Raw genomic sequence first — 22,762 nt, forward strand, 5'->3', positions numbered from 1 at the left:
GCTTCCGGGAAATTGGTTTAGACCTATCAGGTGCTCTTTCCCGGCCCCCTTTCTCCGCGCGGACGGAAAAGGGGGCCACACAGTCTCACGGACGCGGAACGCGGGAGGTTCAGGCACGCGACCCCTCGAACGCGTTCGGGGCCACCCGGTTGAATACTTCCTCGTCCCCGCCCATGCTCCGGCCCGCGCGGGCTCCGGCCGTCGCGACCCCGTCCGCCAGCAGATACGCCTGGGCCTCACCGACGTGGAAGTACATGCCGTGCAGCTCCAGGCTGCCTTCCGCCAGCCGCCGGGCCACCGCTTCGTGGGCGCGCAAGTGCTCCAGTTGCTGGACGACATTGGTCAGACAGAGCTGTTCGACGGCGTCGGCGGGCAGCCGCCCGGAGATCCTGGCCCAGGGGTGGTGACGGTCCCTCATCCGCTCCAGGCTGGGCTGCCCGTGGCGCAGCCAGCGTCGTAGCGGGGTACGGGGTTCCCCGGCGTCCTCCGGGGAATTGAGCAGGGCCTGCATGGCTCCGCACCCCGAGTGCCCGCAGACGGTGAGGGAGGCGACCCGCAACACGTCAACGGCGTACTCGATCGCCGCCGCCACCGAGTCGTCCGCACCGTCGGCCCCGGGCGGCGGAACCAGGTTGCCCACATTCCGCACGGTGAAGAGGTCGCCCGGACCGCTCGACGTGATCATGCTCGTGACCAGCCGGGAGTCGGCGCAGGTGAGGAAGAGCTGAGAGGGCCGCTGGCCTTCGCGTGCCAGCCGCGCCAGCTCGCCGCGCACCAGCGGCGCCGTATTACGCTGGAAGGAGCTGATCCCGCTGGCCAGTTGACGACCGCCCGGCGAACGGACCACGCCGTCGGCCCCGTCGGCCTCGCTCGGCCGGACGGCGAGCGGCGCCGAGGTCTCGCGCGACGTGGGCTGTCTCGATGCCGATCCCGCGTCCACTGCGGCGTCGGCGGCGGCGTCCGAATCCGCGGTTCGTACGCCTGCGCTCGCGCCCTGCGCCGTACCGCTCCCGGCGATCCGGCCGCTCCCCGCGCCGCCGAGCGTGTCAGCGGCGGCGCGCGATCGCGGGCACGCGTCCGAGCCCGTATCCAAGACCGATCGCGGATCCAGGTGCTTCTCCGAACCCGCGTTCGCATCCGACTCCGCGCGCGTGTCCGGCGTGATGCCGGACGGAGCCGTCCCGCCCGTGCGTTCCGCGGCCTGTTCCCCCGCGGTGTGTCTCGCCGTCAGCGCCGAGGCCGCGGACGCCCCTGCCGTCGGTGGCTCCTGGCCCGGATGCGCGCCGCAGTGGTGGTTGCGCCAGGGGGTCCAGGGACGGCAGCAGGTATCGGCCTCGGCGTCCGCTTCGGCGATCATGCGGCCCGCCCGGCCGGTGAACTCGGCCGTACCGCCCTGTGCGATGTGCGCCGTCCGCCAGTCGTGCAGCGTCTCGTGCGCCGCGTGATCCATGAAGGACCCGTCCAGCTCCACCACACTGTCGGCGCCCTGCGGCACCTGGTGGAGCAGTCGGCTGAGTCTCGGCACGGCGAGAAACGTCAACTGTCCCCGGGCGCGGACGCGGTGCACCCCGTCCGCCTCCTCCAGGGTGATCCGTGTCCTGGTCAGCCGGCGCAGTGACACCGCCACCGCCACCGCGATCCCGATCATGACGCCCTCCAGCACGCCGGTCAGGACCACGGCGGTCAGGGTCACCGCGTACACCAGCGTTTCGCGGTTGCGCCGCACGCTGCGGACATGCGTCAGATTCACCATCTGGATCCCGACCACCATCACCAGCGCGGCCAGTGCCGCCAGCGGGATCAGATCGAGCACGGGCACCAGCAACAGGGCGGCGACCGCGACCCACAGTCCGTGGAGCATGGCCGAGTTCCTGCTGACGGCCCCCGCCGCGACATTGGCGGCGCTGCGCACGGCGACCCCGGTGACGGGCAGTCCGCCGAGCGCGCCGGAGACCAGATTCCCCGCGCCCTGTCCTGCCAGCTCCCGGTCCAGCCGTGCGCGAGGGATCCGGACGCGCGGCTCTTTGCGGGCCGCCGTCAGCTTGTCCACCGCGACCGCGGACAGGAGGGATTCCACGCTGCCGACCAGGGTGACGGTGAGGACGGCGGAGAGCAGTCCGAGCACCGGCCCTTCCGGCAGCTCGGGCAGGGCGTGATTGCTCCAGGACGGCAGATCGACGTACTCCAGCCGGATACCGGCGAGTGCGGCCAGCGCCGTCGCGAGGGCCACGGCCGCGAGCGCCGCCGGGAGTCTGCGTACGATCCGTCCCGCGCGGCCCGGGATCCGGGGCCAGAGCAGCAGCACCGCGACGGTCAGCGCGCTCACCGAGAGCGCGCCCGGGTGCGGGCTGGCCAACTGGGACGGGAGCCCCCGGACGTTGTCGACCGCGGAGCTCTGCGGCGTACCGCCGAGGACGATGTGGAGTTGGGCCAGTGCGATCGTCGCACCGATGCCCGCGAGCATCCCGTGCACGATCGCCGGGCTGACGGCGAGCGCCGAGCGGGCCACCCGGAGCGCCGAGAGGCCCAGTTGGGCGAGGCCCGCGCAGATGGTGATGGCGCAGGTGGTGCGCCAGCCGTACCGCTGGATCAGATCGGCCGTGACGACGGTGAGCCCGGCGGCGGGGCCGCTGACCTGGAGCGGAGCCCCGCCCAGCCGGCCTACGACCAGGCCGCCCACGGCGGCCGCCACCAGACCGGCCTGTAGCGGTGCGCCGGTGGCGAGCGCGATGCCGAGCGAGAGCGGCAGCGCGATCAGGAAGACGGAGATGGACGCGGACAGGTCGGCTCCGGCGATCCGGAACCTGCGGCCGCCCGGCGATGGGCTGTGCGGCCTGCGGAGGGTGCGAGTGGTGCGAGTGGGGACGCCGGCAGACATATTTCCCGTCTCCTCCGGGTCGGCGCGGTCGCGGAACGTGGGTGTCGGCCGTGGTTCACGGCATGCGGTGGCGGGATGCGTAACTCAACTCTCGGTAAATGAATGGTAATGCAGAGTAAAGAATCGGGTATGACTTTCCGGGCAAATGGGGCAAGTGTTCACTCGGAACGGTGATTAGTGATTTTGTCCGGCTTGTCGTTTATTCATATCTTCAGTCTCAGTGCGAGGTTGTCGGCGCTCGGCGCCGTGCCGGCAGTCGCCGCTCGGCACTTCGGTACTGAAACCTGAGGGAAGAGGGTGTGCGGATGCTGGCCGCCACAAAGAGAATCGCCATCGGCGCCGCCGTCACGGCGCTCGCCGTCGGTCTCGCCGGTTGCTCCGGGACCGGTGGTCAGGAGGCCAAGGGAGAGGGCAAGAAGGGCGCCGCCGGCGCCAAGAAGGCCCCCGAGAACGCTGTCCGGCTCATCGGCGACGGCTCGACCGCGTACACCGGGACCCAACCGTTCACCACCACGCCGCAGCGTCTGAAGCCGGGACAGAAGCCGCCGCAGTTCGTGGTGTTCTCGTGGGACGGTGCCGGCGAGGACAGCCAGCAGCTCTTCTCGCACTTCCGGCAGGTGGCCAAGAAGTACGACGCGAAGATGACGTACTTCCTGAGCGGTGTCTATCTGCTCCCCGAGGAGAAGGCCAAGCTGTACGACCCGCCGAAGCACTCACCCGGCAGCTCCGACATCGGCTTCAACGACGCCAAGGGCATCAAGGACACCTTGCGCGAGGTGCGCGGCGCCTGGCACGAGGGCAACGAGATCGGCACCCACTTCAACGGCCACTTCTGCGGCGACGAGGGCGGTGTCGGCACCTGGTCCGTCGAGGAGTGGAAGAGCGAGATCAGGCAGGCCAAGTCCTTCGTGAAGGGCTGGAAGACCAACGCCGGCCTGCCGGGCGAGGCGCCGCTCCCCTTCGACTACGACAAGGAGCTGATCGGCGGCCGTACGCCCTGTCTGGAAGGGCAGAAGAACATGATGTCGGCGGCCCGGACGATGGGCTTCCGCTACGACTCCAGCGGCATCGGCAATCAGGTCTGGCCGAAGAAGAAGGACGGCCTGTGGGACCTGCCGCTCCAGTTGGTCCCGGTGCCGGGCCGCGAGTTCGAGACGCTCTCCATGGACTACAACTTCATGTTCAACCAGTCCGGGACGACGACCCAGGGCGACCCCACGCAGCACGAGTACTGGGGCGACCAGATGCGTGACGGGCTGCTCAAGGCGTTCGACCGTTCCTACGAGGGGAACCGCGCCCCGCTGATCATCGGCAACCACTTCGAGTCCTGGAACGGCGGAACGTACATGCGTGCCGTCGAGGAGACGATCAAGACGGTCTGCGTGCAGAAGGACGTCGAGTGCGTGACGTTCCGCCAGCTCGCCGACTGGCTCGACGCGCAGGACCCGGCGACCCTGGAGAAGCTGCGGAGCCTGCGGGTCGGTCAGGCGCCCAAGAGCGGCTGGCCGGCCTTCACCGCCGCCGACGGAACGGCCTCGGGAACCCCCGCCTCGCCGGTGGCCCCGGCGGCCCATCCGGCCGGTCGCTCCGAGAAGCACTGACCGCGCGGAACACGCCGGGGCAGCGCTCAGGACGGCTGCGGGACGGCGAGTGACTCGCTGAGTACGAAGGCGGGATCGACCTGGGCGGCCAGGTCGATACCCGTCTTCGCGTTGCCCCAGCTCTCGGCGTTCCTGAGATGGAAGTGGACCATCTGGCGCGTGTACCGCTCCCAGTCGCGGTGCTCGTAGGAGTCCTCGGCCGCGTCCTGGAGCGTCTGGAGCGCGCAGCGGTTGTCCGCCTCCAGCAGTTCGAAGCGCCGGGGGCGGCCCTTCTCCATCGCGCGGACCCACTCGGAGTGGCCCACGGCCACGAGCAGGTCGTCGCCCACCTCGTCACGGAGGAAATCCAGGTCGTCCTGGTTCTGGACCTTGTTGCCCACCACTTTCAAGGGGACGTCGTAGTCCCGCGCGTACTCCTTGTACTGGCGGTAGACGGACACGCCCTTGCGCGTCGGCTCGGCCACCAGGAACGTCATGTCGAACCGGGTGAACATCCCCGAGGCGAAGGAGTCCGAACCCGCCGTCATGTCGACCACCATGTACTCGTCGGGGCCGTCCACCAGATGGTTGAGGCACAGCTCGACCGCGCCGACCTTGGAGTGGTAGCAGGCGACCCCGAGGTCCGACTCGGTGAAGGGGCCCGTGGCCATCAGCCGGATGTCCCCGTCGTCGAGCCGCACCTCGCGGGCGCAGGTCTCGTACACGGGATTGGTCTCGCCGATCCTGAGCAGCCGCGATCCCTCGCCCGGCGGCGTCGTCTTGATCATCGCGTCGGCGGAGGGGATCCGGGGGTTGCTGCCCCGCAGATAGTCCTTGATCAGCCCCAGGTGGGCGCCCATCGCGGGCAGGGCGGCGGCCGCCGCCTCGTCGAGGCCGAGCGCGGTCCCGAGATGCTGGTTGATATCGGCGTCCACCGCGACGACGGTGGCCTCGTTGGCGGTCAGGTGACGGATGAAGAGCGAGGACAGCGTGGTTTTGCCACTGCCGCCCTTGCCCACGAAAGCGATCTTCATGTTCACGTAGCGTAGTGGCAATCTCGCATGAGGTGAGGGTCTTCGGTGAGGAAGACCACTCCAAGGTGGGGCGCGCACCAGGGGCGCGTAGCCTCGCTACCTATGAGTACGACAGTCTCCGACGCCTCTTCCGTGCCGCCGCCGGGCGACCCCTTGGCCACGCTGGCCTCTCTTCCCGGGGTGCCGGACGCGGTGGATTCCGTGCGCAGGGCAGTCGACCGGGTGTACGGGCACAGAGTGATGCGCCGCCGCAGCAACGAGGTCACCTCGGAGGCGGCGCTGCGCGCCGCGCGGGGCTCCGCGGCGCTCTCCGGCGCGGACTGGGCGCTCGAAGAGGTGCGCCGGCGCACCGACTTCGGCTCGGAGGCCGAGGCGCGTGCGGTCGGGGCCGCCCTGCGGCTCAACGCGGAAGCCGGTCAACTTCTCTCCGTCTGGGCCCAGTCGCCGCTGCGGGTACTGGCGCGGCTCCATCTGGTCGCCGCGGGCGGGGCGGGTATCCCGGACGCGACGGTCGGGCGGCCCCGGCTGGCCGGTGAACCGGTGGCCGAGGTACCGGGGGTGGAGGTGGCCGGAGCGCCGACCGGGCTGCCGCTGCCGGACGCCGACGAGGTGGCGGGACGGCTGGACGGGCTGTCCCGGCTCGTGCTCGCCACCAGTTCGGCGCCCGCGCTGGTGACGGCCGCGGTGGTGCACGGTGAACTGCTGGCGCTGCGCCCGTTCGGCTCGCACAACGGGCTGGTGGCACGGGCCGCCGAGCGTGTCGTGCTGGTCGGCAGCGGCCTGGACCCCAAGGCGATCTGTCCGGCCGAGGTGGGCCACGCGGAGCTGGGGCGTGCGGCGTACGCGGCCGCCTTTGACGGTTATCTGTCGGGGACGCCGGACGGTATGACGGCGTGGATCACTCACTGCGGACGCGCGGTCGAGCTGGGAGTGCGGGAGTCGACAGCGGTGTGCGAGGCGCTTCAGCGCGGCGCGGCCTGAGCCCGCGAGGTCTCCGGCACGGCCCGCGGGCCGTTGGTCTCTCGTGGGCCGGTCGACCGCGGACAGGCGTGGGCCGGTCGACCGCGGACAGAATCGCGGCGACGCCGTCCCGGCGCCGCCGCTGACATGTCCACCGGGTTACCAAGCGTCCTCGCTGTTTTGCCCATCAGGTCGGGATCTCGGCCCGTCACCTGGTGCGGCTGGCCCGTAATCGACGGGTCGACGTCGCGTGGGTGCCCGGTTTTCATGTTTCGGTCCGTGGGGCCTGGTGCGTAAACAGGTGATCCTCTCGGATGTCCTTGGTCTCGCGGGCCGTTGACTCCTTTGTACTCCTGTTGACCTGGGTGCGGAACCCTTGGCTCCATTTCTTTACTTTTGCCTTCAAATAAGGGCAAAGGGTGCAGGTGGTAAAGGTTCAGCCGAGCGCGGACTGTCGACGTCGGCTGGTGTACCAGACCAGACCCGCTGTCGCGGCGGCCGCGCCCACGGCCGCCGCCGCGACCAGTGCGGGACGGGGTGGCATGGAGAAGGCGGGGAGTCGCTGTTTGAGTCGAACGGGTCGGTTGAAGACGAGAATCGGCCATGCGTGCGCTGTCGCCTCCCGGCGCAGTGCGCGATCCGGATTGACCGCGTGGGGATGGCCGACGGATTCGAGCATGGGGACGTCGGTGATGGAGTCGCTGTACGCGTAGCAGCGCGACAGGTCGTACCCCTCGGACGCGGCGAGCGCCTTGACCGCCTCGGCCTTGGTCGGGCCGTAGGCGTAGTACTCCACCTCGCCGGTGAAGCAGCCGTCGGCGCCGACGACCATCCGGGTGGCGACGACCCGGTCCGCTCCGAGTAGTTCTCCGATCGGTTCGACGACCTCCGCGCCCGACGTGGAGACGATCACCACGTCACGGCCCGCGGTGTGGTGGTTCTCGATGAGGGACGCCGCCTCGTCGTAGATGATCGGGTCGATCAGGTCGTGCAGTGTCTCGGCGACGATCTCTTTGACCTGCTGGACGTTCCAGCCTTTGCAGAGCGCGGACAGGTACTCCCGCATGCGCTCCATCTGGTCGTGATCGGCTCCTCCGGCGAGGAAGACGAACTGCGCGTATGCGGTGCGCAGTACTGCCCGGCGGTTGATCAGGCCGCCTTGGTAGAAGGACTTGCCGAAGGTCAACGTCGATGACTTCGCAATGACCGTCTTGTCCAGGTCGAAGAAGGCTGCGGTACGAGGCAAGGAGTGGTTTTCCACAGTGCCGAGCATATGCGCCCACCATTCGGCGTAAGCTATGGCGCGTGGGTTTGCCTGAGAAGGCTCTCGGGTACACCATGGAAGTCACGGATCGTTCGCGACCGTGCTAACCCGGTCCGGCTCCTCCCCCCCCCGAGTCGGCCGTGGGGACGACCCCCGCGGCGGGGGTCGTCGCATGTCCGGACCCGTTTTCGGCTCTCGCATCGCGATCCACTCCTCTTCTCGCCCCTCGTGCGCGGCGCTGTCTCCGCCAGCATGCCCGTCACTGTGGGTAGTTGATGCGCTGCACTCCGGAAGTCACCGGTATGAGCTACCGGGATATTCACAACTGTCGAGTTGTCCACAGTTTTCCAGCAAGATCCACACGATTTCCTTGTTCCCGTGCACGGTGATTCCGGCCGCGAAGTTCGCGGAAGCCGGAATCACGGATACCGGATCATCGCGAGATCTCCGATAGGGGACACGCGGATACCGGATCGAGGCACGGATAGGGGGCGGGCACCATGGCTGGATCCATGACATCCGATCGGTCGTCGGCGGCGCAGGAGCGCCGGGCGGGACCGCTGATCGTCACCGAGGACGTGGACCTGCTCGACGATCTGCTGCGGCTGTGCGCCGCGGCCGGCGCCGAGCCCGAGGTGCACCACACGGTTCCGGAGCGCGGGGGCGCCTGGGAGGAAGCGCCGATGGTCCTTGTCGGCGACGACGCGGCGGCCCGCTGCCGCGGAGCCTCCCGCCGACGGGGCGTCATGCTCGTCGGCCGGCATCAGGACGACCCCGGCGTGTGGCGGCGCGCGGTGGAGATCGGCGCGGACTGCGTGCTCCGGCTGCCCGACGCGGAGAGCTGGCTGGTGGACCGCCTCGCCGACGCAGCCGAGGGCGTGGGACGGCAGGCACTCACCGTCGGTGTGATCGGCGGGCGAGGCGGTGCCGGGGCCTCCACGCTGGCCTGCGCGCTGGCCGTCACCGCCGCGCGTGAGGGCCGGCGCACCATGCTCGTCGACGGAGACCCGCTCGGCGGCGGCCTCGACGTGCTGCTCGGCGGCGAACAGGCGGAAGGCAGGCGCTGGCCTGATTTCGCCGCTTCCAAAGGACGCGTGGCGGGCGGAGCCCTGGAGGAGTCGCTGCCGCACCTTCATCAACTACGGGTGCTCAGCTGGGACCGCGGCGATTCCGTGCTGGTGCGGCCGGAGGCCATACGGTCGGTGCTCGCCGCGGCCCGCAGGCGTGGGGGCATCGTGGTGGTGGATCTGCCGCGCCGGGTGGACGAGGCCGTGGCGGAGGCTCTCGCCCAGCTGGATGTGGGGCTCATGGTGGTCCCAGCCGAGCTGCGCGCCGTGGCGGCGGCCGGCCGGGTGGCCTCGACGGTGAGCATGGTGCTCCCGGATCTGCGGGCGGTGGTGCGCGGGCCGTACGCCGCCGGACTGGACGAGCAGTGGATCGCCGACGCGCTGCGACTCCCGCTCGCGGGCGAACTCCCGCTGGAACCGGGCCTGGCACAGGCCCAGGACGGCGGCGATCCGCCGGGATCCCAGCGGCGCGGGCCGCTGGCCGCGTTCTGCACGGCCTTCTGGGAGCGGGCGCTGGAGCGGGAAGAGAGCGTGCCGTCATGAGCGTCGTCGCGCCGCCTGGCGGGCTGCTGGACGCCGTACGCCAGCGGCTGGCGGAGAGCGGCGCCGACCCCACACCCGCGAGGGTGGCGGCGGCGCTGCGGGCCCAGGGCCGGCTGCTGGGCGATACGGAAGTGCTCGGCGCGGCGGAGGAGTTGCGCTGCGAGCTGGTGGGGACCGGGCCGCTGGAGCCGCTGCTGGCGGACCCCATGGTGACGGACGTGCTGGTCACGGCGCCCGATCGGGTCTGGGTGGATCGTGGGGGTGGCTTGCAGCTCACGGCGGTGTCGTTCGCGGACGCCGCCTCGGTACGAAGGCTGGCGCAGCGGCTCGCCGCCGCGGCCGGGCGGCGGCTCGACGACGCCAGGCCCTGGGCGGACGCCCGGTTGCCCGACGGGACCCGGATGCACGTGGTGCTGCCGCCCGTGGCCGTCGGCTGCGCGTGTCTCTCGCTGCGGGTGGTGCGGCCCAAGGCGTTCTCGCTGGCCGAGCTGACCGGGGCGGGGACCGTGCCGCCCGGTGGGGACCGGGTGCTGCGGGCGCTGATCGAGGCCAGGCTGTCCTTCTTGATCAGCGGCGGCACCGGCACGGGCAAGACCACGCTTCTCTCGACTCTCCTCGGCCTGGTCGGGCCGGGTGAACGGATTGTGCTGGCCGAGGACTCGGCCGAGCTGCGGCCCGACCACCCGCATGTGGTGCGGCTGGAGGGCCGGCCCGCCAACCAGGAGGGCGCGGGTCTGGTGACGCTGCGGGATCTGGTCAGACAGGCGCTGCGGATGCGGCCGGACCGACTGGTCGTCGGCGAGGTCAGGGGCCATGAGGTCACCGAACTGCTGGCCGCCCTGAACACGGGCCATGAAGGGGGCTGTGGCACGGTCCACGCCAACGCGGCGGCGGACGTGCCCGCGCGGCTGGAGGCCCTCGGCACGGCGGCCGGGCTCGACCGGGCGGCTCTGCACAGCCAGTTGGCGGCCGCGCTGTCGGTCGTCGTCCATCTCGTACGGGCCAGGGACGGGCTCCGCCGCGTCGCCGAGGTGCATGTGCTGGAGCGGGACGCCGCGGGGCTGGTGGTGCCGGTGCCCGCGCTGCGCTGGGGCGCGGAGGGATTCGCGCGGGAGCGTGGCTGGCCGAGGCTGCTGGGGCTGATCGGGGGCGCGCTGTGACGCCCGCGATGACGGCTGTGGTGCTCGCGGCGGTGATCTGCGCGGGAGCGGCCGCCTGGCTGATGGCCGGTCATGAGCCGGGGCTGCGCAGGGCCGGGGCGCTGCTCATCGGCGACGGGCCGACGGGCGCGCCGCCGCCGGGGGCGCCGCCCTGGGAGCGGGGGCTGTGGCGAGCGCGCACGGGGCTGCCGCGGCTGGGCCGGGAGTGGCTCTGCCTGCCGCCCGCGCTGCTGCTCGCCCTGTGGGGGGACTCGCCACTGCCGCTGGTCGGGGGAGTGCTGGCGGTGCCCCTCGTGAGGCGGCGGATCGGAGCCCGGGAACTGAGACGTGCGCGAGAGCGGTGCGCCGACGGGGTCCTCGCGCTCTGCGGGGTGGCGGCGGCCGAGCTGAGAGCCGGTTCCCAGCCCTTACCGGCCCTGCTGACCGCCGCCGGGACCACGGGCGGGCTGGGGCGCGCGCAGGCAGCGGTGCTGGCCGCGGCGCGGTTCGGCGGCGACGTGCCCGGCGCGCTGCGGCAGGCGGCGCAGGAACCGGGAGCGGACGGTCTGGTGGGGGTCGCGGCCTGCTGGCGGGTGGCTGTGGACAGCGGGGCGGGACTCGCGGCCGGGCTGGACCGGCTGGAGACCGCGCTCCGGGCGGAGAAGGACCAGCGGGAGGGGCTACGGGCCCAGTTGGCGGGCGCCTGGTCGACGGTGGTGGTGCTCGCGCTGCTGCCGGTGGTGGGGCTCCTGATGGGCGCGGCGCTGGGCGCCGATCCGCTGCGCGTGCTGCTGCACACCCCGGCCGGTCTGGGATGTCTGGCCGTCGGCGGGCTGCTGGAGGCCACGGGGCTGTGGTGGGCGGCCCGCGTGGTGCGGACCGGGGAGCCGTCATGAGCGGGGAGTTCGCCCCCAGGCTGTGGACGCTGCTCCCACTGCTCGCGGCCGTGTGCTGTCTGGGCCTGGCGGTGGCGGCCCGGCGCCGGGAACGCCGGATACGCGGACGGCTCGTGGCTCTGCTGAACGCAGGTCACGGGCGCGCCGGACCGGGGACGGCGCCCTGGACGAGGACGCGAGCGTGGGCGGAGCGGTGCGGGCCGCCACTCGGCGCGGTGATCACCGGCTGGGTGCTGGTCGGCGGGGTCGCGGGCTTGGCCGTGGGGCTCGCGGGCGCGTACGCGGTCCGTCGCCTGTGGCGTACCCGAAGACGTGACGACCCCGAGCGGGCACGGACCGCCGAAGCGGCGCGGCAACTTCCGCTCGCCGCCGATCTGCTGGCCGCCTGCCTCACCGCGGGTGCCGGTCCGCGCGAGGCGGCGGAGGCGGTGGGCGAGTCCCTCGGCGGCCCGGTCGGTGACCGGCTGGCCCGTACGGCGGCGGAGCTGCGCCTCGGCGGTGAACCGGCCGAGGCGTGGGGGCGGCTCGGCGCCGTGCCGGGAGCGGCGGGGCTGGCCCGCTGTCTGGAACGGGCCGGTGCCACAGGGGCGCCGGCGGCGGAGCCGGTGTCCAGGCTGGCCGAGGGGCTGAGAGCGGAGCGCTCGCGGGCCGCCGTCGCCCGGGGCCAGCGCGCCCAGGTGCTGATCACCGCGCCGGTGGGGCTGTGTTTCCTCCCCGCCTTTCTGGCGGTGGGCGTGGCGCCCGTGGTCATCGGCCTGGCGAGCACGCTGCTGACCGGCGGTTGAACATCTCGGCCGGGCGTTCTCCGCCCGGCCTCCGATACAAGATCCGATACAGAAACGGGAGGCCGACATGCGGATGTGTGTGCGGATGTGGGGAAAGGCGCGACGAGTGCGCGGGGTGTGGGCGCGCAGGTTCGGTACCGATAGCGGGATGACCACGTCCGAGTATGCGGTCGGGACGATCGCCGCCTGCGCCTTCGCGGCGGTGCTGTACAAGGTGGTGACGAGCGGCCCGGTGTCCGGAGCCTTGCAGTCGCTCATCGGGAAGGCGCTCGATGCGCAGTTCTGAACCCGGAAGGGCTCGCCGTGGCGGCAGAGTCGCCGACAGAGGCGCGGTGACGGCGGAGGCGGCGGTGGCGGTACCCGCGCTGGTGGTGTTCACCATGGCGCTGGTCTGGGCGCTGACGGCGGCCTCCGCGCAGATCCAGTGCGTGGACGCGGCGCGCGCGGGGGCACGTGCGGCCGCCAGGTCGGAGCCGGAGGCCGCGGCGATGGCCGCCGCCCGGTCGGCCGCCCCGGCGGGCGCCAGGGTCACCCTGGGGCGTACGGGCGGTCTGTGGCGGGTGCGGGTGGAGGCCCCCGCGCCGGGGCCGGGGGCGCTGGCGTTGACGCTCACGGCGCAGGCAGTGGCGTCGGCGGAGGACGCTTCCGACGTCACGGGGCAGGCGGCGGACGTCCCGGTCGCGGGGGTGGCTCCATGACCGGGGACAGGACAGGAGGCACCGGGGACCGGGGGTCCGCGACGGTGTGGGTGGCCATGGCGGCGACCATGATGTGCGCGGTGTTCGCGGTGGTGCTCGCCATGGGACAGGCGGTCGCCGCCCGGCACCGGGCGGGCGCGGTGGCCGATCTGGCCGCGCTCGCGGCGGCGGACCACGCGCTCGCCGGACCGGCGGAGGCGTGCCGCAGGGCGGTCGAGGTGGCGGCCGCCCAGGGCGGTGAGGTGGTGCGGTGCTCCCTGAGCGGGGAGATCTCCGACGTGACCGCGCGCGCCGCCTTCGGGCCGTACACGCCCGCGGTCAGGGCTCGGGCGGGCCCTGCGGGGCCGCCGTTTCCGCCCCGGCCGCCGCCACCTCGGCCTTCGCCTTCGCCACCGGACTCCGCTCCACCCGCGTCTCCTCTCCGGGCGCCGACTTGAGCAGCTCGGTCAGCAGGCGTACGGCACCGCGTTTGTGCAGCGGGTCGTTGCCGTTGCCGCACTTGGGCGACTGGACGCAGGAGGGACAGCCCGCGTCGCACTCGCACGAGGCGATGGCCTCACGGGTGGCGGTGAGCCACTCGCGGGCCGTCCGGAAGGCCCGCTCCGCGAAGCCCGCGCCTCCCGGGTGGCCGTCGTACACGAAGACCGTCGGGAGCAGCGTGTCGGGATGCAGCGGCACGGAGACACCCCCGATGTCCCAGCGGTCGCAGGTGGCGAAGAGGGGCAGCATCCCGATGGACGCGTGCTCGGCCGCGTGCAGCGCGCCGCCCAGCTGCTCGGGGTTGACCCGGGCCGCGTCGAGCTGGTCCTCGGTGACCGTCCACCACACGGCGCGGGTGCGCAGGGTCCGCGGTGGCAGGTCGAGCTTGCTCTCGCCGAGCACCTCGCCGGTGATGAGCCTGCGGCGCAGGAAGGAGACGACCTGGTTGGTGACTTCGACGGAGCCGTAGCAGAGGCGGCCCTCGCCCCACGGGATCTCGGTGTCGGTTTCGAGGACGGAGATGGCGGTGGTGTCACGGGCGGTGGTGGAGTACGGCGGGACCGCCTCCTGGACGAGGGCGACCGAATCGGTGAGATCCAGCTCTCTCACCAGATAGGTACGGCCCTGGTGGAGGTGGACGGCGCCTTCGTGGACGGCGGTGTGGGAGGCCGCTTCGTCCACCGTGCCCAGCAGCCGGCCCGTACCCGCCTCGACGATCTGGACGGGACGGCCGCCCTCGCCCCGGATGTCGGCGAGGTCGGCGGCCCGCTGACGGCGGGTCCAGTACCAGCCGGTGGTGCGGCGGCGCAGCAGCCCCGCCGTCTCCAGCTGTGGCAGGAGACCGGGGGCGGCCGGGCCGAAGAGCGTCAGATCGGCCTCGGTGAGGGGAAGTTCGGCGGCGGCGGCACACAGATGGGGGGCGAGCACATAGGGGTTGTCGGGGTCGAGGACGGTCGACTCGACGGGCTGCCGGAAGAGCGCCTCGGGGTGGTGGACGAGGAAGGTGTCCAGCGGGTCGTCCCGCGCGACCAGGACGGCCAGCGCGCCTTGGCCCGAGCGGCCGGCCCGGCCGGCCTGCTGCCACAGCGAGGCGCGGGTGCCCGGGTAGCCCGCGATGACGACGGCGCCCAGGCCCGAGACGTCGATGCCCAGTTCCAGGGCGCTGGTGGCGGCGAGGCCGAGCAGCTCGCCGGAGTGCAGGGCGTTCTCCAGGGCGCGGCGCTCCTCCGGGAGATAGCCGCCGCGATAGGCGGCGACCCGGCGGGCCAGCGACCGGTCGACCTCGGCCAGCCGTTCCTGGGCGATGACCGAGACGAGTTCGGCACCGCGCCGGGAGCGTACGAAGGCGACGCTGCGGACGCCCTGCACGGTCAGGTCGGTGAGGAGGTCGGCGGTCTCGGCGGTGGCGCTGCGGCGCACGGGAGCGCCCTTCTCGCCGTGCAGGTCGGTCAGCGGCGGCTCCCAGAGGGCGAACACCAGCTCGCCCCGGGGAGAGGCGTCGTCGGCGACCTCGTGGACCGGCAGGCCGGTCAGCCGCCCCGCGGACCGGGCGGGCTCGGCGGCGGTGGCCGAGGCGAGCAGGAAGACGGGATCCGCCCCGTACCGCGCGCAGACGCGTCGCAGCCGCCGCATTACCTGTGCCACGTGGGAGCCGAATACGCCGCGGTAGGTGTGGCACTCGTCGATGACGACATAGCGCAGGGAGCGCAGGAAGGAGGCCCAGCGGGGGTGGGAGGGCAGGATGCCCCGGTGGAGCATGTCGGGGTTGGTCAGCACGTAGTTGGCGTACTGCCGGACCCATTCGCGTTCCTCGACGGGGGTGTCCCCGTCGTAGACGGCGGGGCGCACGCTGTTGCCCAGCGGCGTCGCGAGCGCCTTGACCGAGCGGCGCTGGTCGGCGGCGAGGGCCTTGGTCGGGGCCAGGTAGAGCGCGGTCGTGCCCCGGCCGTTGGGGGCCTCCGAGCCGTCCAGGAGAGTGGACAGCACGGGCGCGAGATAGGCGAGGGACTTGCCGGAGGCGGTGCCCGTGGCGATGACGACGGACTCGCCGTCGAGGGCGTGCTCGGCGGCCCGCGCCTGATGGGTCCACGGATGGTCGATCCCGGCCAGCCGAATGGCGTTGATCACTTCCGGGCGGATGCGATCGGGCCAGACCGCATGACGTCCCTCACGTGGGGGCAGGTGCTCCGTATGGGTGATGCGCGCAGCGCGGCCCGCCCCCGTGGCGAGCCGGTCGAGGATCGTGTGGGGGGAGGGGCTGTCGCCCCCGCTCTCCGGGCGTCCACCGGGGTGCTGATTCGTGGCCATCGGCACCGAGTCTGTCACTGGTGTGACGGACAATGGTCCGAAGGCGTCGTGCATGACTGCTGGTAAGTGATTGAATGCCATCGCGGCTGGCGATACGTCCCCTGGCTCCGTCGGGGAGACCCGAGGGGCGACCGCTCGATAGCAAGGTGCTGGAGGATCCGTGGACCTGTCCCTGTCGACTCGCACTGTTGGCGACCGTACGGTCGTCGAGGTCGGTGGCGAGATTGATGTGTATACCGCGCCCAAGCTGCGCGAGCAGTTGGTCGAGTTGGTGAACGACGGCAGCTACCACCTGGTAGTGGACATGGAAGGCGTGGACTTCCTGGACTCGACCGGCCTGGGCGTTCTCGTGGGCGGACTGAAGCGTGTGCGTGCCCATGAGGGCTCGCTGCGGCTGGTCTGCAACCAGGAGCGCATTCTCAAGATTTTCCGGATCACCGGTCTGACCAAGGTGTTCCCGATCCACAACTCGGTCGACGAGGCCGTGAACGCCACCGACTGAGGTCGCGGCCTTTCCGGAGGATCGAGGCAGAGGCACCGGGCGCCACGTCCGGATGCCCCCGCCTGTGAGTTCGCACGCTCGTACGTTCGAGGGGGATCGCATGGCCACCGTTGAACTCCGCTTCAGCGCCCAGCCCGAACACGTCAGGACGGCCCGTCTGGTGGCCGCTGCCGTGGCTCGTCGGGCGGGCGTCGATGAGGCTGTGTTGGACGAGGTCAGACTCGCCGTCGGTGAGGCGTGCAGCCGGGCTGTCGGCCTGCATCGGGGGCACGGCATCACCGCCCCGGTGCGGGTCGTGCTGACCGAGGAGGAGAAAGTCTTCTCCATCGAGGTCGGCGACGGCGTGTCCGGAGCGGGCGGCGGTGGCACCGGGGAATCCTCCGGTGCCGACGGAGCCTCCTCGGGCGAGCTTCAGGAGAGCGACGCGGAGGGCGAGGACGAGATGGGCCTCGCGGTCATCAGTGGCCTCGTCGACGACGTGGAGGTCACCTCGGATGCCGACGGGGGTGTCATCCGGATGAGCTGGCCCACCACGCCGGCGGTGACGCCGCCCTGATCCCGTCCGCTCTGATCGTGTCCGGCCGGTCATGGAGTGTCCGGTCCGGTCCGGTCCGGTGCCGGGCGAGTGATTCCTTCTCCTGATCGACTTTTCAGAAAGATCCTTCCGATCTTGGGAAAGACCCTGCCGAGCAGGGTCTTTCTTCATTTCCCGACGAAATCCCCAGGTTATTGATCATTGATCAATGATTCTGTTCTGTGGCGTGCTCTGTTTCGATCGGGTGCGGCTCCCTACAATCCGTCCATCTTGAACGCTGAGCGTCAAGGAGGACGAATGGCGGGGCACTTCCATCCACACCTGTCCGAGCACCCCACTTCTCTCGCGGCCGCGGTACTCACCGACGGCAACCGGCTCATCGTGATCGTCATCGCGGTCGTCGCGCTGGCGGCCCTGTTCGTCGCCCAACTGCTGGTGCGCCAGGTGCTGGCCGCCGACGAGGGCACGCGTTCCATGAAAGAGATCGCAGCGGCCGTGCAGGAGGGCGCCAACGCCTATCTGGCACGGCAGTTGCGCACCCTCGGCGTTTTCGCCTTCGTGGTGTTCTTTCTGCTGATGCTGTTACCGGCGGACAACTGGTCGCAGCGTGCGGGACGTTCGCTGTTCTTCCTGGTGGGTGCGTTCTTCTCGGCGGCCACCGGTTACATCGGCATGCGTCTGGCGGTACGCAGCAATGTGCGGGTGGCCGCCGCCGCGAGGGAGGCGACACCCGCGGAGGGCGAGCCGGAAAAGGATCTGACCACGGTTTCCCACAAGGCGATGAAGATCGCGTTCCGCACGGGTGGCGTGGTCGGCATGATCACCGTGGGGCTCGGGCTGCTCGGTGCCTCCTGCGTGGTCCTGGTCTACGCCGCCGACGCCCCCAAGGTCCTGGAGGGGTTCGGACTCGGGGCGGCCCTCATCGCCATGTTCATGCGCGTCGGCGGCGGCATCTTCACCAAGGCCGCCGACGTCGGGGCGGATCTGGTCGGCAAGGTGGAACAGGGCATCCCCGAGGACGATCCGCGCAACGCCGCCACCATCGCGGACAACGTGGGCGACAACGTCGGCGACTGCGCGGGCATGGCCGCCGACCTCTTCGAGTCGTACGCCGTGACGCTGGTCGCCGCGCTGATCCTCGGCAAGGCGGCGTTCGGGGACTTCGGACTCGCCTTCCCGCTGATCGTCCCCGCGATCGGCGTGATCACCGCGATGATCGGGATCTTCGCGGTCGCCCCGCGCCGCAGCGACCGCAGCGGCATGTCGGCCATCAACCGCGGCTTCTTCATCTCGGCCGTGATCTCGCTCGTCCTGGTGGCCGTGGCGGTCTTCGTCTACCTGCCCTCCAGCTACGCCGAGCTGGACGGGGTGACCGACCGCGCGATCCTCGGACACGGCGGCGACCCGAGGGTGCTGGCGCTGGTCGCCGTCGCCATCGGGATCGTCCTCGCCGCGCTGATCCAGCAGCTGACCGGGTACTTCACCGAGACCACCCGGCGCCCGGTCAGGGACATCGGGAAATCGGCCCTGACCGGCCCCGCCACGGTGGTGCTCGCGGGCATCGCCATCGGCCTCGAATCGGCCGTCTACACGGCGCTGCTGATCGGCCTGGCGGTGTACGGGGCGTTCCTGCTCGGCGGCACATCGATCATGCTCGCCCTGTTCGCGGTGGCGCTGGCCGGTACGGGGCTGCTCACCACCGTCGGCGTCATCGTCGCCATGGACACCTTCGGCCCGGTCTCCGACAACGCCCAGGGCATCGCCGAGATGTCCGGCGACGTCCAGGGCGCGGGCGCGCAGGTGCTCACCGACCTCGACGCGGTCGGCAACACCACGAAGGCCATCACGAAGGGCATCGCCATCGCCACGGCCGTACTCGCCGCGGCGGCGCTCTTCGGCTCGTACCGGGACGCCATCGCCACCGCCGTGGCCGATGTGGGGGCCGGGGCGAGCGGGCTGACGCTCAGTCTGGACATCTCGCAGCCGAACAACCTGTTCGGGCTGATCATCGGCTCCGCCGTCGTCTTCCTCTTCTCCGGGCTGGCGATCAACGCGGTCTCGCGGTCGGCCGGCTCCGTGGTCTACGAGGTGCGGCGGCAGTTCCGCGAGCACCCGGGGATCATGGACTACACGGAGAAGCCCGAATACGGCCGTGTCGTCGACATCTGTACCAAGGACGCGCTCCGCGAGCTGGCCACCCCCGGCCTGCTCGCCGTTCTCACACCGATCGCGGTGGGTTTCTCGCTCGGGGTCGGGGCGCTCGGGTCCTTCCTGGCGGGCGCGATCGGCACCGGCACGCTGATGGCCGTCTTCCTCGCCAACTCCGGCGGTGCCTGGGACAACGCCAAGAAGATGGTCGAGGACGGCCACCACGGCGGCAAGGGCAGCGCCGCCCACGCCGCCACGGTCATCGGCGACACCGTCGGGGATCCGTTCAAGGACACCGCGGGGCCCGCCATCAACCCGCTGCTGAAGGTGATGAACCTGGTGGCGCTGCTCATCGCCCCGGCGGTGGTGCAGTTCAGCTACGGCGACAACGCCAACGCCGGGATCCGGGCTCTGGTGACGGCGCTGGCGCTCGTCGTGATCATCGGGGCGGTGTACGTGTCCAAGAGGCGCTCGGTCACGGTGGACGACAGCGTCCCCGTGTCATGAGCCCGCCACCGGTGGGATAACGCGGAGCCGGGCGGGCGGAGCGGGCGGGGGAGCGGGCAGGGAGCGCCCCCGCCCGCTCCGCCTCGTGCCTGCCCGCCCCGTTCCGCCCGCGCTCTGTTCGCGTGGGGCGGAACGCCCGGTGGGCGTGAGGTGTCTCTCTCTTGGTGCAAATGGCTGCAATAGCATACGGATCGGACGTTCGGCGCGGGGTTGTCGCCCTCTCGGCGTGTATGTTCCGGGGCCGAGAGCCTTGGAAGGGACCCATCCGGTGAACAAGAAGCTTGTAGCCGCGCTGTCCGGCGGTGCGGTACTGCTCATGGCGCTGTCCGGCTGCAGTGGTGGCGACGACACTGACAGCAAGGTGAACAACTGGGCGAAGAAGGTCTGTGATCAGGTTCAGCCCCAGCTGACGAAGATCGCGAGTGCCAACAACTCCATTCAGCAGGCCACCTCGGACCGCAGCAAGCCCGCCGAGGTCCAGCAGACCGATTCCGCCGCCTTCCAGTCGATTTCCCAGGCGTACAAGGCGCTGGGCACCGCCGTGGACAGCGCGGGTGCCCCGCCCGGCGACGAGGGCGAGAAGACCCAGCAGGAGGCCGTCAAGGAGCTGAACGCCACGTCGACGGCGTACGCGGGGCTCAAGACCAAGGTCGACGCACTCGACACGAAGGACCAGGCGAAGTTCGCCGACGGCCTCAAGGGCGTCGCGGACGAGCTGGAGAAGCTCAGCACGAGCGGCGACCACGCCCTCCAGCGGCTTCAGTCGGGTGACGTCGGCAAGGCCATGGCCCGGCAGCCCGGCTGCCAGAAGCCGTCCCCCTCGACGGGCGGCTCCAGCGCCCCGACGGCGGCCGGCGGCCAGTCCTGACGGGGCCTCACCCCCACGGCGACCCGCCTGGCGCCACGACCGCGCGGCGCGCGGTCGTGACCGCGATGGCGTGCCGCCGCTGCCGCCCGGTACCGGGCGCCGACGGACGGCTCCGCGGGTGAAATCAGCGGCCCGGCCCCCGAATCGGGGACCGGGCCGCGAGCCGTTGTCAGTGGGAGCGGCCACAATGGGCGGGTGAGTACGACCAGCCTTCCCGCGTCCGACCACTCGCCCCGACTCCGCGCGGCCCTGCTCGCCGCCGACTTCACCGCCGACGGTCTGCTCGACCTGCTCGGCGCCTCCGCCTACGCCGCGCTGGCCCGCAGCGAGACCGTGCCCGCGCTGCGCGCCACCGGTGGTGACACCCCGCTCGAAACGCTCGTGCGGCTCTTTCTCCTCCAGGGCCCCGTCCCGCACGCGGCGGCCCGCGCCGCGCTCCCGCTCGACGAGGCGCTGGCCGACGGCTGGGTCGTACGGGACGGCGAGGAGATCCGCGCGACGGTGGACGTGCGGCCGTACGGCGGACCCGAGGGCCAGGACTGGTTCATCGTCTCCGACCTGGGCTGCGCCGTCGGCGGCGCCTCGGGCGCGAGCGGCCATGGCGAGGGCGTGGTGCTCGGTGTCGGCGGCGCCTCCACGACGCTGGCGGGGCTCACGGTCCGTACGCCCGTCGGCAGCGCGCTGGACCTCGGCGCCGGCTCCGGCATCCAGGCGCTGCACGCAGCCCAGCAAGCCACACGGGTCACCGCCACTGATCTCAACCCGCGCGCGCTCGGCTTCACCCGGCTGACCCTCGCCCTCTCCGACGCGCCGCCCGCCGAGCTGCGCGAGGGCTCACTGTTCGAGCCGGTGGCGGACGAGACGTACGACCTGATCGTCTCGAACCCGCCGTTCGTGATCTCACCCGGCGCCCGGCTCACCTACCGGGACGGCGGGATGGGCGGGGACGATCTGTGCCGCACGCTCGTTCAGCAGACGGGCGAGCGGCTGAACAAGGGCGGGTTCGCCCACTTCCTCGCCAACTGGCAGCACGTGGAGGGGGAGGAGTGGCAGGAGCGGCTGCGTTCCTGGGTGCCGCGCGGCTGCGACGCCTGGATCGTGCAGCGCGAGGTCCAGGACATCACGCAGTACGCCGAGCTGTGGCTGCGCGACAGCGGTGACCACCGCGGCGACCCGGAGGCGTACGCCGCGCGGTACGGGGCCTGGCTGGACGAGTTCGAGGCGCACGGCACCAAAGCGGTGGGTTTCGGCTGGATCACGCTCAGGAGGTCGGACAGCGACCGGCCGTCGATCGTCGCGGAGGAGTGGCCCCACCCGGTGGAGCAGCCGCTCGGACCGACGGTGCGGGCGCATTTCGAGCGGCAGGACTATCTGCGGACACACGACGACGCCGCGCTTCTCACCGGCCGTTTCACGCTGGCGCCCGAGGTGGTTCAGGAGCAGGTCGGGCTGCCGGGGGCCGAGGACCCGGAGCACGTGGTGCTCCGTCAGAACCGGGGCATGCGCCGGGCGACCAAGGTCGACACGGTCGCTGCGGGGTTCGCGGGGGTCAGCGACGGGACCCTGAGCGCCGGGCGGATCCTGGACGCCATCGCGCAACTGACGGGGGAGGACGCGGTGCTGCTGCGCGACCGTACGCCGCAGGCGGTCCGGCTGCTGGTGGAGGAGGGCTTCCTGGAGCCGGTCCCCGAGCCGTGACAACGCCGGGCCGAGGCCGTCGCGCATGGATCCGGCGCGCACGGAGCTGGCGCGCACGGAGCTGGCCTGCATGGATCCGTCGTGTAGGGAGCTGGCGTGCACGGATCCGGCGCGTAAGGGGCCTGCGGCGGTCGGGGACTGCGGGGCGGGGAGGGAGCGCGTGCCCGGCGCCTTACGGGGAGCGGGCAGCGGGGGCGCGTGGCGCGGACGCCCCCGCGCTTCGGGGTAACCCGCGTACGCCGTTCACCCGGAGTTCGCGCCGGTGACGCCCCGGGGTGCCAGCCTCGGCCTCCGGGGATGTCGGCGCCCCTCGGCGGGCGCCACGGGTGGACGGGGGCGGGACGATGGAGAGTGGACCGGCGATCTTCGCGGGGACGACGTTCGCGCTGTTCGGGGCGGGGATCCTGCTCTGGACGGGGGCGCGAGTGCTGCACGGGCGGCCGGTGGCCCTCGGCGCGCGGCCGAAAGCGGCCATTACTGTCACGACACTCTCGGGCGTGGTCTTTCTCGCTCTCGGCCTGTGGTGCTTCGGACGTATGTGATCCACGCGTTCCGGACAGCTCTACCGGAACGTCCTGACCATGATCGAACCGACCTTTCCGGCACCGCCCACAGGGCCTCGGACCTGGGCGGGACCTGCGTGGAACGGCGCGGGCCCGTTCTCCGGCGGGCCACCCGCACGCCCCTCGGCGGAATGACCGCGGACCCGGTGCGACGCGACGGCCACGGGGGTCCGGGCGGCAGGAACGCCTGGAGTCGGGTTACCGTTCGAGTGGCCGCTGCGGGCTTTTGCCGTTTGACACGGGGGCGGGTTGTACCGTCACACTCCGCAGCGAAGCAGCGTCACCGCGGGGCCGCACCCGGTCCCGCCGT

The 22,762-nt window shown here is 71.7% G+C and carries 19 protein-coding genes; 15 read left to right on the top strand and 4 right to left on the bottom strand.

Annotation, left to right across the window (positions count from 1 at the left end; genetic code table 11):
* Window positions 1-109 precede the first annotated feature (109 nt).
* On the bottom strand, window positions 110-2,878 hold the full coding sequence (locus tag DVH02_RS18790) for a bifunctional SulP family inorganic anion transporter/carbonic anhydrase (RefSeq protein ID WP_114624976.1): 2,769 nt from the start codon (window positions 2,876-2,878) through the stop codon (window positions 110-112).
* 305 nt (window positions 2,879-3,183) lie between these two features.
* Here DVH02_RS18790 and DVH02_RS18795 point away from each other — a divergent pair, with 305 nt between their 5' ends.
* On the top strand, window positions 3,184-4,479 hold the full coding sequence (locus DVH02_RS18795) for a polysaccharide deacetylase family protein (RefSeq protein WP_114625008.1): 1,296 nt from the start codon (window positions 3,184-3,186) through the stop codon (window positions 4,477-4,479).
* A 26-nt stretch (window positions 4,480-4,505) separates the two neighbouring features.
* On the opposite strand, the gene DVH02_RS18800 is transcribed toward DVH02_RS18795, so the two are convergent.
* Entirely contained in the window at window positions 4,506-5,492 is a 987-nt protein-coding gene (locus tag DVH02_RS18800; protein WP_114624977.1) for an ATP-binding protein, read from the bottom strand.
* Between the two features lie 102 nt (window positions 5,493-5,594).
* On the opposite strand from DVH02_RS18800, the gene DVH02_RS18805 reads away from it, so the two are divergent.
* The gene (locus tag DVH02_RS18805) at window positions 5,595-6,473 is read left to right on the top strand and encodes a Fic family protein (RefSeq protein ID WP_114624978.1); all 879 of its coding nucleotides are present in this window, start codon (window positions 5,595-5,597) and stop codon (window positions 6,471-6,473) included.
* Window positions 6,474-6,888: 415 nt separating this feature from the next.
* Here DVH02_RS18805 and DVH02_RS18810 read toward each other — a convergent pair whose 3' ends face one another.
* Window positions 6,889-7,725 (bottom strand): HAD family hydrolase, encoded by an 837-nt coding sequence (locus DVH02_RS18810; RefSeq protein ID WP_114624979.1) that lies wholly within the window; start codon window positions 7,723-7,725, stop codon window positions 6,889-6,891.
* A 491-nt stretch (window positions 7,726-8,216) separates the two neighbouring features.
* Between DVH02_RS18810 and ssd the strand changes: the two genes are divergently transcribed.
* The 7 genes from ssd (at window position 8,217) to DVH02_RS18845 (ending at window position 13,281) form a co-directional block, all read left to right on the top strand.
* Window positions 8,217-9,326: a septum site-determining protein Ssd gene (gene ssd, locus DVH02_RS18815; RefSeq protein ID WP_114624980.1), complete on the top strand. Its 1,110-nt coding sequence runs from the start codon at window positions 8,217-8,219 to the stop codon at window positions 9,324-9,326.
* Window positions 9,323-10,486, top strand: coding sequence for a TadA family conjugal transfer-associated ATPase (locus tag DVH02_RS18820; protein ID WP_114624981.1), 1,164 nt, complete (start codon window positions 9,323-9,325; stop codon window positions 10,484-10,486). The genes ssd and DVH02_RS18820 overlap by 4 nt, the downstream gene beginning before the upstream one ends.
* 8 nt (window positions 10,487-10,494) lie before the next feature.
* Window positions 10,495-11,361 (top strand): type II secretion system F family protein, encoded by an 867-nt coding sequence (locus tag DVH02_RS18825; protein ID WP_114625009.1) that lies wholly within the window; start codon window positions 10,495-10,497, stop codon window positions 11,359-11,361.
* Window positions 11,358-12,146: a type II secretion system F family protein gene (locus DVH02_RS18830; RefSeq protein ID WP_114625010.1), complete on the top strand. Its 789-nt coding sequence runs from the start codon at window positions 11,358-11,360 to the stop codon at window positions 12,144-12,146. Before DVH02_RS18825 ends, DVH02_RS18830 begins: the two co-directional genes overlap by 4 nt.
* A 67-nt stretch (window positions 12,147-12,213) precedes the next feature.
* The gene (locus tag DVH02_RS18835; protein ID WP_114624982.1) at window positions 12,214-12,432 is read left to right on the top strand and encodes a DUF4244 domain-containing protein; all 219 of its coding nucleotides are present in this window, start codon (window positions 12,214-12,216) and stop codon (window positions 12,430-12,432) included.
* Complete coding sequence (locus DVH02_RS18840) at window positions 12,419-12,844, top strand: TadE family type IV pilus minor pilin (protein WP_114624983.1); 426 nt, start codon at window positions 12,419-12,421, stop codon at window positions 12,842-12,844. Before DVH02_RS18835 ends, DVH02_RS18840 begins: the two co-directional genes overlap by 14 nt.
* 71 nt (window positions 12,845-12,915) lie before the next feature.
* On the top strand, window positions 12,916-13,281 hold the full coding sequence (locus DVH02_RS18845) for an Rv3654c family TadE-like protein (RefSeq protein ID WP_407697646.1): 366 nt from the start codon (window positions 12,916-12,918) through the stop codon (window positions 13,279-13,281).
* On the opposite strand, the gene DVH02_RS18850 is transcribed toward DVH02_RS18845, so the two are convergent.
* Window positions 13,163-15,712, bottom strand: coding sequence for a DEAD/DEAH box helicase (locus tag DVH02_RS18850; RefSeq protein ID WP_114624984.1), 2,550 nt, complete (start codon window positions 15,710-15,712; stop codon window positions 13,163-13,165). The two genes, DVH02_RS18845 and DVH02_RS18850, sit on opposite strands and share 119 nt — an antisense overlap.
* 79 nt (window positions 15,713-15,791) lie before the next feature.
* On the opposite strand from DVH02_RS18850, the gene bldG reads away from it, so the two are divergent.
* The 6 genes from bldG to DVH02_RS18880 all read left to right on the top strand — a co-directional run bounded on the left by bldG (window position 15,792) and on the right by DVH02_RS18880 (window position 22,431).
* Complete coding sequence (bldG, locus tag DVH02_RS18855) at window positions 15,792-16,133, top strand: anti-sigma factor antagonist BldG (protein WP_114624985.1); 342 nt, start codon at window positions 15,792-15,794, stop codon at window positions 16,131-16,133.
* Window positions 16,134-16,233: 100 nt separating this feature from the next.
* Window positions 16,234-16,689 carry an ATP-binding protein gene (locus DVH02_RS18860; protein WP_114625011.1) on the top strand — a complete coding sequence of 152 codons (456 nt, stop codon included), beginning with the start codon at window positions 16,234-16,236 and terminating at the stop codon, window positions 16,687-16,689.
* A 276-nt stretch (window positions 16,690-16,965) separates the two neighbouring features.
* Window positions 16,966-19,323 (top strand): sodium-translocating pyrophosphatase, encoded by a 2,358-nt coding sequence (locus DVH02_RS18865; RefSeq protein ID WP_114624986.1) that lies wholly within the window; start codon window positions 16,966-16,968, stop codon window positions 19,321-19,323.
* Window positions 19,324-19,591: 268 nt separating this feature from the next.
* The gene (locus tag DVH02_RS18870; protein ID WP_114624987.1) at window positions 19,592-20,191 is read left to right on the top strand and encodes a small secreted protein; all 600 of its coding nucleotides are present in this window, start codon (window positions 19,592-19,594) and stop codon (window positions 20,189-20,191) included.
* A 195-nt stretch (window positions 20,192-20,386) separates the two neighbouring features.
* Window positions 20,387-21,889, top strand: a complete 1,503-nt coding sequence (locus DVH02_RS18875; RefSeq protein ID WP_114624988.1) for a DUF7059 domain-containing protein — start codon at window positions 20,387-20,389, stop codon at window positions 21,887-21,889.
* A gap of 344 nt (window positions 21,890-22,233) precedes the next feature.
* Window positions 22,234-22,431: a hypothetical protein gene (locus DVH02_RS18880; protein WP_114625012.1), complete on the top strand. Its 198-nt coding sequence runs from the start codon at window positions 22,234-22,236 to the stop codon at window positions 22,429-22,431.
* Window positions 22,432-22,762 lie beyond the last annotated feature (331 nt).

This window comes from Streptomyces corynorhini, assembly GCF_003346515.1.
Taxonomy (GTDB): domain Bacteria; phylum Actinomycetota; class Actinomycetes; order Streptomycetales; family Streptomycetaceae; genus Streptomyces; species Streptomyces corynorhini.